Below are 12,605 nucleotides of genomic sequence, written 5' to 3'. Positions count from 1 at the left end.
TCCCCACTTGTTTTTAAGTGGGGACTAAATTAAGGCTTATAGGATGAATTCATAAGGTGTGTTCAGCGGACGCTTACGCACCAACGCTAAAAAAGCCCCGTCGAACCTTCACAGCTGAATTTAAACATCAACTTATTCAGCAATGCCAGCAGCCAGATACATCAGTGGCCAAGGTAGCAATGCAACATCAGATCAATGCCAATCTGCTACATAAATGGATTCGTCAGTCCAGATCAATGCCCCCTGCATTAAAAACCCCATCCATTCCACAGACTGACTTTCTTCCGGTCATTCTTCACCCGACTCCAGTCAAACAAGAAGCACCTCTACCACCTGTGCCAGAGAAGAAAGCTGTCGCTCATATCAGGATTCCATTACATGAGGCACCAAGTTCCGCAAGGGATCAGATGATCGAGATCGACTGGCCGGTGGAGTCAGTAACTGAATTACTGTTGCTGATCCAGGGTTTGACTCAATGATTCGTATTGATGAGATCTGGTTGTCTACCCAGCCGATGGACATGCGTGCAGGGATGGATACAGCCATGGCTCAGGTGCTGAGAGCCTTTGGCTACATCAAACCGCATTGCGCTTACCTGTTCTGTAATAAGCGTGGCCATCGTATGAAAGTGCTGGTGCATGATGGACTGGGTATCTGGCTGTGTGCCCGGCGGCTGGAACAGGGGAAATTCCACTGGGCTAAAGTTCACCAGGGTGAAAGTATGGCGATCAGCCCGGAGCAGTTACAGGCACTGATCCAGGGTTTGCCCTGGCAAAGAATCGGACTGCAGCAAGTGGTAACAATGCTCTAAACCAGGCTCATCCATTCTGCTATTCTCCAAACGTTCTATTTCCTCTGCATCATGACCTCAGGCATACTGCGGTCATGAATACGCTGCCTGATTTAAGCCAACTGACCCATGAACAACTGCTGGAATTTACCAGACAGTTGGCGATGCAGCATCAGTCTCTGGCACAATCTAAACAACAACTGGAACAATCAAATCAGCAATTAGATGCCAGAGTTCAACATCTTGAAGTCACCAATCAGCAATTAGATTCTAAAGTTCAACATCTTTCTATTCTCAATCAAAAATACGAGCATGAGCTTGCACTATTTAAACAGCATAAATTCGGCAGTAAAAACGAACATCTAACCGCAAAACAAATCCATCTCTGGGATGAAGCGGTTGAAGAAGATATTGCAGCGGTTGATCTGGAACTGGAACGACTGAATGCAGATAAAACCAATGCAGCTGCACAGAAAGCCCCAGTCAACAAACCTAAACGTCGGCTGTTGCCAGATCATCTACACACCCTCCGTATTGAGCATGAACCTGAATCAACACAATGCAGTTGTGGCTGTACCTTGCGTCGTATCGGTGAAGATGTCAGTGAAAAACTGAATTTCAGACCGGCACAGTTCTATAAGGAACAGCATGTGCGTGGTAAATGGGTCTGTGATCAGTGTGACACTCTGACTCAGCAAGCGATGCCAGCCTATGTGATTGATAAAGGCATTGCTTCACCTGAATTGCTTAGCCATGTGCTGGTGTCAAAGTATGCCGATCATTTGCCTTTGTACCGTCAACGTCAAATCTTTCTACGCGCAGGTGTTGATCTGTCTAGATCAACGTTATCTGACTGGATTGGCCGCTGTGGGGTGGAACTGGAACCTCTGGCCAATGCCTTAAAACAGGTGGTACTGCAACAGCAGGTGATCCATGCAGATGAAACACCGGTGACGGTCATGCAGATGGGTGAAAATGAGAAAAAGCCCAAAAAAGGTTATGTCTGGGCCTATGCCAGCACACAGTACAATCCAGTTCAGGCAGTGATCTATGACTTTCAAGATAGCCGTTCTGGCCAGCATGCTGAAGACTTCCTGAAAGGCTGGCAGGGTCATTTGGTCTGTGATGATGACAGTGGTTATAAAGCACGCTTTAGATCAGGTCAGGTCATTGAGGTGGGCTGCATGGCACATGCACGTCGTAAATTCCATGAACTACATGTGACCAAGAAAAGTCAGGTCGCTGAACAGGCATTAGTGCTGATTCAGAAATTATATGCGATAGAAGCAGAATTAAGAAAAAAGACGGATGGTACAGCGGAAGACCGCTGCGAATACCGACAACAGCATAGTCAACCGGTCATGCAACAACTATATGAATGGCTCAACCAACATCAGCTGACGGTGCCATCGAGTTCTCCAACCGCCCGGGCGATCAATTACAGCCTAAAACGTTGGACTGCTTTAAGCCGCTATCTGGATGATGGCAATCTACCCATTGACAATAATTGGATAGAGAACCAAATGCGTCCCTGGGCCTTGGGGCGTAAGAACTGGCTATTTGCAGGTTCGCTGCGCAGTGGTCAACGAGCTGCCAATATCATGACTTTAATCCAGTCAGCAAAGCTGAATGGCTTGGATCCGTATGCCTATTTAAGTGATGTGCTGAAAAGGTTGCCAACACATAAAGTGCCCCAAATAGAAGAATTACTACCTCACCGCTGGAAACCTGAACCCCGTTAAAACTTGGCGATGGCGTTCAGCGGATGCTTACATAAATCCGAGAATTATCGTATGATTTAAAAAATTCAAAAGAATAAACGGTAGTCGACGCTTTTTATGCCTAAATACATCCGTAGCACCTTGATGATGACCACTCTCGTTTCGCTTTTGAGTGGTTGCCAAGTGGTCAGTGTGAAAAATCAATCACTGAACGTTACGATTACCAATGAGCGTGAGAGTATTTTAACGCGGGATAAGCTCAGTGAAGCGAGTCTAAACGTGCTGTCTATGACGGGTAGAGAAGCCAAAATCTGTTCAGAGCAACCTGAAGAATGTGTCAGCGAACTCAAACAGATTCCACAAATTCAGGATGAACAGCTCCTCTCTACTGCCAGCGAGCTGTATCTCGCTAAAGCACTTTCCTTAGAAAAATCATCTGCCTGTAAAGTCAGTATTTTAGCCAAGACACAGTCTGAAGAAAAACAGGCACTGCAAAAACAAAACTACCAAAGCTGCCTAGATCAACAACTCGGCATGCTGGATAAAAGCATTCGCTACAGTTATGCCTACATGTTTAACACCAAACGTGGCCCCCAAGACCGTATTTTTGATAACCGACAAGTCCAACTCCGTGACTTTTATAATCAAGCTATCGCTAAACTCGTGAATAGTTATGGCCTACGCCATGGGCCATCTGAAGTCGGTAATCAAATCAAAGTGGGGCAAAGTATTTACCGTATTAATTATGACAATTACCCACTTTTAAAAAACCGTCAAGTTGAACAACTGATGTCAACTTACAATATGAACTTTTCAGGCCTGCGCTCTATCACACGTCGCGATGGTTTTGGTTCAGAGTTTCTGATTGTCCTCCCACCTGAGCACAATGACACCTCACCTGAAAAAGCCAAATATATTGTCGATCCACTACATTATCAGTATACCAATGGTCGTAATCCAAACATTCACAATGCCCGTTATTTAGCAGCGACTATTACCGCACAGCCACGCTCTGCATCCAATATCGATGAGATCTTAAACAACCCTGAGTTTGAAATCTCAGCTTATGATCCCTATAAGTTTGAATCTGCGAAAATTGCAGGCAAAAGCTACCCACTCGCTGCAAACTTTTCTGCACCTTATGGCTTATGGTTAGCACAAAACAATTTAGGTAAAGCCGCGTATTTATCACTGATTGATCGTGATGCACGCCTCACTATGCCACACCTATACATGCTTGAGCCGTACAATCCAAATAAAAAAGTGGTGGTCCTCGTCCACGGTTTAGCCAGCAGTCCAGAGGCATGGATTCGTTTGACGAATGATGTCATGGGCGACCCCGTGCTACGTGAGCACTATCAAGTCTGGCAAGTGTTCTACTCGACCAATATGCCAATTTTAGAAAGTCGTTTCCAAATCTATGCAATCATTCAACAAAGTTTTAATTTGGTCGACAGCAAAGCGCCTGCCAAAAAGGATGCCGTGCTCGTGGGACATAGTATGGGCGGCATTATTGCACGGCTTTTGGTGAGCGATGCTGACTTAACCCCTGCAGCAATGAAACTGCTACCCAATCGACGTGCGCAACAATTTAAAAATGACCCTCTATTTAAATCACGCCTCGATATTCAACCGATTCCAAACTTTAGTCGGGCCATTTTCTTGGCAGCGCCACATCGTGGGACAGAGTTTGCTGACCGCTGGTTTACCCTTGCGGCACGTAAAGTCATTCGTCTACCAGGTGCGTTTTTGGGAGCACTGACCGATGTTATACAAAGTAGTGACCCTGACCTACAAGCCTTCATTAAAGATGTCGATAATGGACTCATTCAAAATGGGCCAAGTGATCTCAGCAAAAACTCTAATTTTACTCGGTTAACTAAAAATGTCGTTCCATACAAGGGCATGAAATTCCACAGCATCATGGGGAATGCGACCAAAAGTGATGACCTCAATATCATTACAGACGATGTCGTGCCTTATACGAGTGCCCATCTAGATGGTGCATTGTCTGAGAAGATTATTAAAGGTGGACATTCTATTCAAGAAACGCCTGAAGCTGTTCTTGAGTTACGTCGTATCCTACGGTTGCACCTGACTGAACTCGGTCTGTATAAGCCTTAAATCTTAAAAAGCCTAAACAGATGTTTAGGCTTTTTTATTTTTGCTTTACACCTAATGCCTACAGCAATAATCACTTGGCTGTTTAACAACTGTTCGCTTTATAGATGATTTATTGTTTAGTCGTTTTCAATTTTGCTAAGATATTGCCATTCAGACAATAGCTGTTCATAGCACATAAATACATACGGTAAGCGGCGTCGCTCGGTCTATTTTTATATTGTGCATTTTCAAAGATTTAAGGATTTCACCTACATGAGCAATTCGGGAATCATAACTGATTTGTCCACCCTCACTCCCATGATGCAACAGTACATGGGCGTCAAAATGCAACATCCGCACTCTTTGATGTTCTATCGTATGGGTGACTTCTACGAGCTATTTTTTGAAGATGCACACAAGGCCGCTAAACTTCTCGGAATTACCCTAACCCATCGTGGCAAAGCCAATGGTGAACCTATCCCTATGGCAGGCGTTCCTTACCATGCAGCTGAAGGCTACCTTGCTCGCTTGGTGAAAAAAGGCGAAACCGTCGTCATTTGCGAGCAAATTGGTGAGGTTACAGGTAAGGCCCCTGTTGAACGTGGCGTTGTCCGGATTATTACTGCAAAACTACGTTGGGCGTGAAGTCATAAAAAAATTAATCAGGATTTTGCATAAATAGTGCGCCGTAAGGCGCATTATTTTTAAGGAAGGTTTGTATTACTCGACAATATATAACTTATGTTTTTTCTTCGGGGGCTCAACTTTAACTAAAGCATCAAATGTTAATTGATTAAAATCTTCTTCAGAGATTCCAATTTCATCAAGCATTTTATTTTTATCAAAAGATGGTTGTGAGGCTAAAACAGAGATAATTTTGGGCAACATCAAACTCTCATCTCGATGAGTTTCTTCAGGTTCATTAATGTTGTAGCCCAACGAATTGATCTTTATAGAGTTACTACGATTAACCCAATCACTAACTAATCCCAGCTTGTGAGCTTTATAGTTAATAGCCTTCAGGGATGTTCGCCAAATCTTTTTATACTCAATCATATTTTCTAGTGAAAAATAGCGTGGAGCAGTAGAAAGAAATGCATCTGTTGGCATTAAAAATTCAGATGAAAATTGATCCGCTTCAGTTTCGAGAACACGATTATCTTTCTCGACACGAATTTTTTTGTTATGCGTATGCATAACGATATGACCAAGTTCGTGTGCACAATCGAAGCGGGCTCTTTCGGCAGACTTAAATGTATTTAGAAATATGAAAGGGCTACCACTTTCATCATCAAAAAAAGATAGTGCATCAATTTCTCGAATTTCAGTCGGTAATCTAAAGACACGGATTCCCTTTAGCTCACACAACGAAACAATGTTATTAATAGGTTGATTACCTAAAGCCCATAAACCTCTCAACTCTGACGCTAGGTGATCGGCATACTTAGATTCACCCAAAAACTCAGTAATATCTAAATCAGGACGGTGAAAAGTAGGTAACTTTACTTTCTGATTTAAGTACTTGTTAATATTTATTGCTAAAAGAGTATATGCCTCATTAGCTTTTCTATGCTGTGCTTTAATACGAGCAACCGATCTATAGAAGATTTGGTCTGTTTCATGTGGTTGTGTGTCATTACCTGCAAAGAATGACTTGGGTAAATTTAATACACGGCATATATCATCTTGATCATTTTCATTGATTTCTTTATCCACGTCTAAAAGTTGCTTTACCTTAGAGATAGAGCAACTCAATTTTTCTGCGAAATCGGTATTGCTAAGTCCTCGTAATTCTTTAGCAATACGTAAACGATCTTTATTAAACACATTAACCTCAGATTAAACTACAAGCTGAATATCAAAATCATCTGGTTTAATTTCATTAGATGGTTCCAATACTGGCTTAGGATCAGTTTTTACAGGAACTGTATTATCTATTTCAAATGCAATTCTGCAAGTATGGTCACTTGGTAAAATTGAAATTTTTTTCGCTTTTAAGTCCTGTACGAAGCTAGTTGGGTATGCAAATTCAAAAGGAATATTTGGGATATCAATGTCTTTATAGGCTGGATGTGATGCTGAAGGAAAGTATAAAATCCATGTTCTCAATTTTGTCTCATCATCATAAGCAGACTGATTCTCCTTAATATTATTTAATGTCATTAATCCTTTTTCACAGTGTGCTGATACAACTTGATCAGCTAACCCCAATGCAATATTCCCGCTCATAAAGATAATTTGTATTTTCTTTACTGTATTCTCAATTCTTGGCTGGCTGTCATTGTGGAATATCCAAGCAGGATCAGATTGTCGAAGCAGTAAAGCAATCTGTTCTCCAATTTTTCCCCATCGTGCAATAAAGCGTGCACGGTTATAGTGAGTATTTGTTCTATAGTCAGCATCACCGATCATAATTGCGTTTCTGACTAACTCGAGATCAGGTAATCCTAACTGTTTAGCTTTTTTGATAGCATTTTCACCTTTGAAAAAATCACATGGCGTGGGTTCAGAAGGTTGGATTGATTCTTCATCAAGGAGATTTAAATTCATCTTAAAAGTTATCCTAAAGTAGCGAATGTCTTTTTTATAACATCTTTTGATGTTTTAAAAAAGACATTTTTTATAAATGTGTGCTATCTTCACTTACAACTTGATAATAAGAATTTTGGAGAAGAGACGTTGAGTAACTTATTCATTAATCATAAAAATTGTCCTGAATGCGGTGGCCGTATCAAAGGCTATTATTACTACTGTGGGCAGTGTGGTAGTCAAAATGTTGTAAACTGGAAGCACACGGGGATATTTTTGTTGATTGCTGGAAAGGTTTTTCTGGTTGCTATGCTTTTTTTGCTAAAAAATTTTGTTCAAATCCATTTTTTTCACAAGTTTCATTGTGCTAATTTTTTAAATAATTCATAGAGGTTGATAGTAAAATGAAAGTTAAAGATTTAATTAAATAATTAGAAGAGTTTGATCTGGAATTAGATGTTTTAATTGCTAATGAAGAGAACAAAATCATTGGCATAAAAACCCTAGCCCGATTCTTTGAAATAAGCTATGTTTCTTTTGTTCATCCAGAGACACAAAGAAATGATATGGAAAGAAATGTTGAATTTACCTTTTTAGGAATGTCGACTAAAGACTCTAGAGTTATTGTTTTTATTGACGTTGTTCCATAATTTTCAAGTAGTCAAAATGAGTATACAATATTCATGTGATGCAAGAAGATACAACTGGATAGGATGGGCCCATAAGTATTTGAAGCTGCCTCGTGTATGATCATGGGGACTGTCCAAACAAACGGCTTTTGAGAGTGCTGCCTGATACGAAAAATAATATCCAAGAGATGCTAGCGGTAAATTTAGTGTAAAATTTAATGCTAGCCATCATTAAAACTTATTTAAAAATATGAAGTTATATCGCACAGATTGGAATATGTTTCCTAAAACGGTTATTGACCGTGGTCTTGGAGATGCAACCTCTCATTACATGTATGAAGCTGCTAAAGCAGGGGATGTTGAAAGTGCGTATATTTTAGCTAAAGATTTAGTTTCGGATGAGGCGATTGCTGAACTAGAAAGAATTATCGATGGTCGGGAAACTATTATAGTACCTGTACATGCTGAGGAAGCAGTCGGTCGTAATATGATTCCTTTAGCTACTTCAGCAGTTATAGCAAAGAAACTTGGGCTTGAAGTTGATACGAATATAGTTCAAGCTATAAAAGTATCAAGAACTGGCGGTGATGGGTGGCATAGATTAGCCAACCCACCAGCATTTGATGGGACAATAAACAATGATAAATGTGTTATTATTGTTGATGATACCCAGACCCAAGGTGGTACTTTTGCAGCATTAAAAGGTCATATTGAAACAACTGGGACGAATAAAGTTATTGGAGCATATGCACTGACGGGTAAACAATACTCATCACAATTAGCTCTAAGTAAAGAAACTCTTCAGCAATTGAGGGATGTATATGGTAATCTTGAAGCATGGTGGAAATCGATTTACGGGTACGATTTCGAAAGGCTCACAGAGTGGGAAGCAAAGTATATCCTCAACTCTCGTAAAACAGCTGACGAAGTCCGAGATAGAATCATTGCGTCAAAACAAACGTGATGCTTATGCACTTATGATGAAAATGAATTAATTATTATTTAATTAAGTTAAAAGACTGCTATATAGCGGTCTTTTTTGTTTTTGAGCTCTACAAATTTTAATGAGTACATATAGTTACTTTTATAAAAATGATAATAAAGGGTAGAGGAGGTCATCTAAGAATTTAAAGCACAAGACTTATTTAACATTGATGACAGAAAAAGTGAGTTGTTGGGAACTTAAAGAAGAGGTGGTACTTATAATGGTTACTAAAATACAAATACTTAAAATATTAAATATATAAAACAATATATTACAAATATATATGATGCGTAGTGTACGCATCATATATATTTTCTTCTATTTTGATATAATGGATCTCGTCAATCCGCTGATAGGTTTCATTTAAATTTCATGAGTCTTACTGAAATTAAAGTTCGCCAAGCTCATTGCAAGGAAAAAACTTGTTTTTTATCCGATGAAGATGGACTTAGCCTGAAGATTGAGCCGACTGGAAGAAAATCTTGGTGCTATCGCTATACAGATCCACAAACAAAAAAACGTCGCCGCATTCAGTTGGGGCTTTATCCTGATTTATCGCTGAAAAAGGCACGACAAGTCAAAGATGACTTTAAAGACAATAATTATTGTTTTGAGCATGATACTGTCTCTAATGTCATCACCTTTCGTAAGGTAGGGGAGGAGTGGCTGCAGTTCAAACTGAAAAATGCATTTAATGATTCACCCCGCTGCGGTGTACTACAGTTAGCAGAAAGATGTTTACAGCAAGATATTTATCCAGACCTTCAGGATTTACCTTTTCAAAACATCAAGCGTTATGACCTGGTTTCAGTAATCAAAAAAATAGAGGGACGCCAAGTAAAAGAACCTGTCAAGAAAGCTTGTAGTTATTTGAACCAAATTTATGACTACGCTGTAGCGATGGGTTATTGTGAATTCAACATCGCGCATGGTTTAAATAAAATCGCCATTAACAGTAAAATCAAGAAGAATTATCCGTATTTGAAAGCGGAGGATATATCAGATTTTAAGAAAAATTTATTAAAATTGGATGCCCATCCGATTATTAAAAAAGCACTGCTGTTCAAATTACATACTGGCGTGCGAGGGGCTGAATTGTTATTGGCTGAGCCTCATCATTTTGATTTAAATGAAAAAATCTGGAAAATACCTGCCTTGCATATTAAACAGTTTCGACGAAAAGTCATATTAGGCCATGAGATTCCCGACTTCTTAGTTCCACTTTCAGATCAGGCTTTAGATATTTTAAAAGACGTCATGCAATGGTCATACGGTGAAAAGTACATTTTTGCTAGCCCACGGAAACATAATCAACCGATTCATTTTAATACATTAAATATGGCTATACGTAAGATGGGCTATGGAAAACATCAATTATCCTCTCATGGACTACGTTCCACTTTTAGTACCATTTTGAATGACTCAGGTTTGTTCCAGGATAACTGGATTGAGGCACAACTTTCACATATTGATAAGAACCGTACCCGTGCCAGCTATAATCACGCTGACTATTTAGCCCAGCGGACTGAAATGATGCAGTGGTGGGGTGATTATTTAAGTACTGCTAAGTGAAAATCGTACTTTTATACATAGACTTAAAACATTATGGGGTTTCAAATGGATAGTAAACAATATACTTGCCGTGTTACATGGTCAGCAGAATATAATGAGTATGTTGGGTTGTGTGCTGAGTTTCCATCATTGTCTTGGCTTGATGCGGATCAGTCTAAAGCATTCTCAGGAATAGAGGAGCTCGTTGCTGATGTTGTCGCTGATATGATTAGCAATAATGAAAAAGTTCCTACACCACTCTCCGGGAAAATATAGTAGGCAGTTTGTTGTCCTTGTTCTCAGTGGTTCAACAAAAACTAGCCCTCGAAGCCGCAGAACGTGGCGTGGACATAAATTGTTTAGTATCAGTAAAAAGAGCGATGTAATTTTAGTACGAGTGAGTGATAGAGCAGGAACCTATGCTTCATATATTCAGTAAATGGTATGTTTTTGAATTAATAGGTATCGCGGATTCAAATCCCAAGTGCGACACATTTGTAGTTAGTTGAAAAAGTTAGGTGTATTAGAATCATTAGACTTTTTCAACTCGCAATTGGAAAGCACACAATGAAGCAATACACCCAACTTTCTCAAGAAGAAAGATACGAAATTTATGCTGCCCTTGAAAAGTAAATCTTCAATCTCTACTCTTTCCAGATCAACCCTCTATCGTGAGATCAAAAGGAATACAGGGGAACGCGGCTATCGGGCTAAACAGGCTGATCGGTTTTCAAGTCAACGACGATACCGTTCTTCATCTCAGATGACAGACTTCGCCATATTTTACATCCGTTATCTGATTGCTCTGGATTGGTCGCCTGAACAGATTTCCGGGGCATTGAAACAACGCGGCTGGCTAGATGTCCCATCACATGAGTGGATCTATCAGTACATCTATCAGGATAAATCTAAGGGTGGAGAACTGCATCAACATTTAAGACACCAGAAAACCTATCGCAAGCGGGGTTATAAAAACACAGACCGTAGAGGCCAACTGGTTGATAGAACAAGCATTCACTGTCGCGACGAGATCATAGACAAGCGTCAACGTCTTGGTGATTTTGAAGGTGATACCGTGATAGGCAAGAATCATAAGGGGGCATTATTAACCCTGGTTGATCGCAAGAGTCTGTATCTACATATCGCTCATTTGGGGAAAACTAGAACCTCAGCTAAAACGATCACGTGTGCTTTAGAGTGTTTGCGCCACAGTCATGCATATAGTGTGACCTTTGATAATGGCAAGGAATTCTCAGAGCATTGGCGGATAAAGGAAGCAGGTATAGAAACTTACTTTGCAGATCCGTACAAGTCGATTCAACGTGCCAGAAATGAAAATAGCAATGGTCTGATCAGGCAATATCTGCCAAAATCCTCATCGTTTGATGATGTTTCAAAAGAACGGATAGAACAGATAGAATCTGCTCTAAATAATCGCCCCAGAAAGACACTGGGATGGTATACGCCCAGTGATGTTATGGCTGGTTTTTATACTGTTGCACTTGCCGCTTGAATCCGCCTATTTTTAAATAAAGCTTTCTTTGATTTAGTGCTTTTTATTTAATAAATTAATTTTAAAAACAACTTAGGCTAATTGATAAACACTATCTGGAAAGATTAAAAGAAAATATTTTTTAATTTCTGCTAATTCATTTAAGGCAGGTTCCCTTTCAAGCAGTTGAAATGTCCAAATAAGTACAGCCTGATGATTATCATAGCAAGTATTTACTCCAAGAAAATTAGCCATTCCATAACTTCTATTGATGTTCATTTCTTTAATTAATTGATTTCCTAAGTCACGAGCTTGCTGGCTGATCAATAACTCATTTGGTAACACGGCGGTCATCTCCACAAAATAATCTAATGCAGGTTCAATCCTTATATTTAAAAAGTTATAATTTAGTTGAAATGGATAAAATATACTTTCTATAAGTTGTAATAACCTGCTGTAGGTTAATTTTAGCAAAGTATTACTCAGTCAACAACTTCAAATAACCCACAGCAAGTTATTTTTTGTAAATTAATTTAAATATGATTACTTGTAAGTTATCTAGCCTCATGGGCGATAGAAAAATTTTAAAATTAAGTGAAGTGGTGCATGCAACAGGTATCAATCGCAACACGCTCACAAGTATGTATTATGACCGTGCTGTACGTATTGAATTACCAGTCGCCGATAAGTTGTGTAAGTACTTTAACTGTACGATGAATGATTTGTTTGAGTTTAAGGAAGAAGTTGAAGAAAAAGATTAACTTAATACTTCGTTTGATAAGTTTTTCGAAGAAAAAGACTAGCC

11 protein-coding genes and 2 pseudogenes are annotated in these 12,605 nt (G+C 39.6%); 10 read left to right on the top strand and 3 right to left on the bottom strand.

Features of this window, described 5'->3' with window-relative positions:
• The first annotated feature begins 56 nt into the window (after positions 1-56).
• The 5 genes and pseudogenes from GVV58_RS14330 to GVV58_RS14310 all read left to right on the top strand — a co-directional run.
• A complete protein-coding gene (locus tag GVV58_RS14330; RefSeq protein WP_159516814.1) occupies positions 57-479 on the top strand; it encodes a transposase in 423 nt (140 codons plus the stop codon).
• Positions 476-811: an IS66 family insertion sequence element accessory protein TnpB gene (gene tnpB / locus GVV58_RS14325; protein ID WP_000618090.1), complete on the top strand. Its 336-nt coding sequence runs from the start codon at positions 476-478 to the stop codon at positions 809-811. The genes GVV58_RS14330 and tnpB overlap by 4 nt, the downstream gene beginning before the upstream one ends.
• A 74-nt stretch (positions 812-885) precedes the next feature.
• Positions 886-2,532, top strand: a complete 1,647-nt coding sequence (locus GVV58_RS14320) for an IS66-like element ISAba17 family transposase (RefSeq protein WP_159516813.1) — start codon at positions 886-888, stop codon at positions 2,530-2,532.
• Between the two features lie 96 nt (positions 2,533-2,628).
• Positions 2,629-4,635, top strand: coding sequence for an alpha/beta fold hydrolase (locus tag GVV58_RS14315; protein WP_100355854.1), 2,007 nt, complete (start codon positions 2,629-2,631; stop codon positions 4,633-4,635).
• 252 nt (positions 4,636-4,887) lie between these two features.
• Positions 4,888-5,238: pseudogene (locus GVV58_RS14310) on the top strand (DNA mismatch repair protein MutS); the annotation flags it as partial.
• Between the two features lie 96 nt (positions 5,239-5,334).
• On the opposite strand, the gene GVV58_RS14305 reads toward GVV58_RS14310, so the two are convergent.
• A complete protein-coding gene (locus tag GVV58_RS14305; RefSeq protein WP_002046586.1) occupies positions 5,335-6,441 on the bottom strand; it encodes an ImmA/IrrE family metallo-endopeptidase in 1,107 nt (368 codons plus the stop codon).
• A 12-nt stretch (positions 6,442-6,453) separates the two neighbouring features.
• Positions 6,454-7,164 (bottom strand): hypothetical protein, encoded by a 711-nt coding sequence (locus tag GVV58_RS14300; protein ID WP_001052588.1) that lies wholly within the window; start codon positions 7,162-7,164, stop codon positions 6,454-6,456.
• Positions 7,165-8,022: 858 nt separating this feature from the next.
• Here GVV58_RS14300 and GVV58_RS14290 point away from each other — a divergent pair.
• The 4 genes and pseudogenes from GVV58_RS14290 to GVV58_RS14275 all read left to right on the top strand — a co-directional run bounded on the left by GVV58_RS14290 (position 8,023) and on the right by GVV58_RS14275 (position 11,821).
• On the top strand, positions 8,023-8,736 hold the full coding sequence (locus tag GVV58_RS14290; RefSeq protein WP_001986287.1) for a hypothetical protein: 714 nt from the start codon (positions 8,023-8,025) through the stop codon (positions 8,734-8,736).
• Positions 8,737-9,129: 393 nt separating this feature from the next.
• The gene (locus GVV58_RS14285; protein ID WP_000059658.1) at positions 9,130-10,329 is read left to right on the top strand and encodes an integrase arm-type DNA-binding domain-containing protein; all 1,200 of its coding nucleotides are present in this window, start codon (positions 9,130-9,132) and stop codon (positions 10,327-10,329) included.
• 33 nt (positions 10,330-10,362) lie between these two features.
• On the top strand, positions 10,363-10,584 hold the full coding sequence (locus GVV58_RS14280; protein WP_001986288.1) for a hypothetical protein: 222 nt from the start codon (positions 10,363-10,365) through the stop codon (positions 10,582-10,584).
• A 291-nt stretch (positions 10,585-10,875) separates the two neighbouring features.
• Positions 10,876-11,821, top strand: a pseudogene (locus GVV58_RS14275) (IS30 family transposase).
• Positions 11,822-11,893: 72 nt separating this feature from the next.
• Here the strand turns inward: GVV58_RS14275 and GVV58_RS14270 are convergent.
• On the bottom strand, positions 11,894-12,145 hold the full coding sequence (locus GVV58_RS14270) for a hypothetical protein (protein WP_004658363.1): 252 nt from the start codon (positions 12,143-12,145) through the stop codon (positions 11,894-11,896).
• 194 nt (positions 12,146-12,339) lie between these two features.
• On the opposite strand from GVV58_RS14270, the gene GVV58_RS14265 reads away from it, so the two are divergent.
• Complete coding sequence (locus GVV58_RS14265) at positions 12,340-12,561, top strand: helix-turn-helix transcriptional regulator (protein ID WP_004658364.1); 222 nt, start codon at positions 12,340-12,342, stop codon at positions 12,559-12,561.
• Positions 12,562-12,605: the final 44 nt, after the last annotated feature.

Origin of the sequence: Acinetobacter sp. 18QD2AZ41W (assembly GCF_009829025.1) — a bacterium.
Classification (GTDB): Bacteria; Pseudomonadota; Gammaproteobacteria; order Pseudomonadales; family Moraxellaceae; genus Acinetobacter; species Acinetobacter pseudolwoffii.
Note: the sequence above shows the minus strand (reverse complement) of the source record. Positions and strands in the feature narration are given on the sequence as shown.

What these genes read in the sequence shown, in the direction of transcription:
- tnpB (WP_000618090.1), top strand. Translation starts at nt 476, where the DNA reads ATGATTCGTATTGATGAGATCTGGTTGTCTACCCAGCCGATGGACATG.
- GVV58_RS14320 (WP_159516813.1), top strand. Translation starts at nt 886, where the DNA reads ATGAATACGCTGCCTGATTTAAGCCAACTGACCCATGAACAACTGCTG.
- GVV58_RS14315 (WP_100355854.1), top strand. Translation starts at nt 2,629, where the DNA reads ATGCCTAAATACATCCGTAGCACCTTGATGATGACCACTCTCGTTTCG.
- GVV58_RS14300 (WP_001052588.1), bottom strand. Translation starts at nt 7,164, where the DNA reads ATGAATTTAAATCTCCTTGATGAAGAATCAATCCAACCTTCTGAACCC.
- GVV58_RS14290 (WP_001986287.1), top strand. Translation starts at nt 8,023, where the DNA reads ATGAAGTTATATCGCACAGATTGGAATATGTTTCCTAAAACGGTTATT.
- GVV58_RS14285 (WP_000059658.1), top strand. Translation starts at nt 9,130, where the DNA reads ATGAGTCTTACTGAAATTAAAGTTCGCCAAGCTCATTGCAAGGAAAAA.
- GVV58_RS14280 (WP_001986288.1), top strand. Translation starts at nt 10,363, where the DNA reads ATGGGGTTTCAAATGGATAGTAAACAATATACTTGCCGTGTTACATGG.
- GVV58_RS14265 (WP_004658364.1), top strand. Translation starts at nt 12,340, where the DNA reads ATGATTACTTGTAAGTTATCTAGCCTCATGGGCGATAGAAAAATTTTA.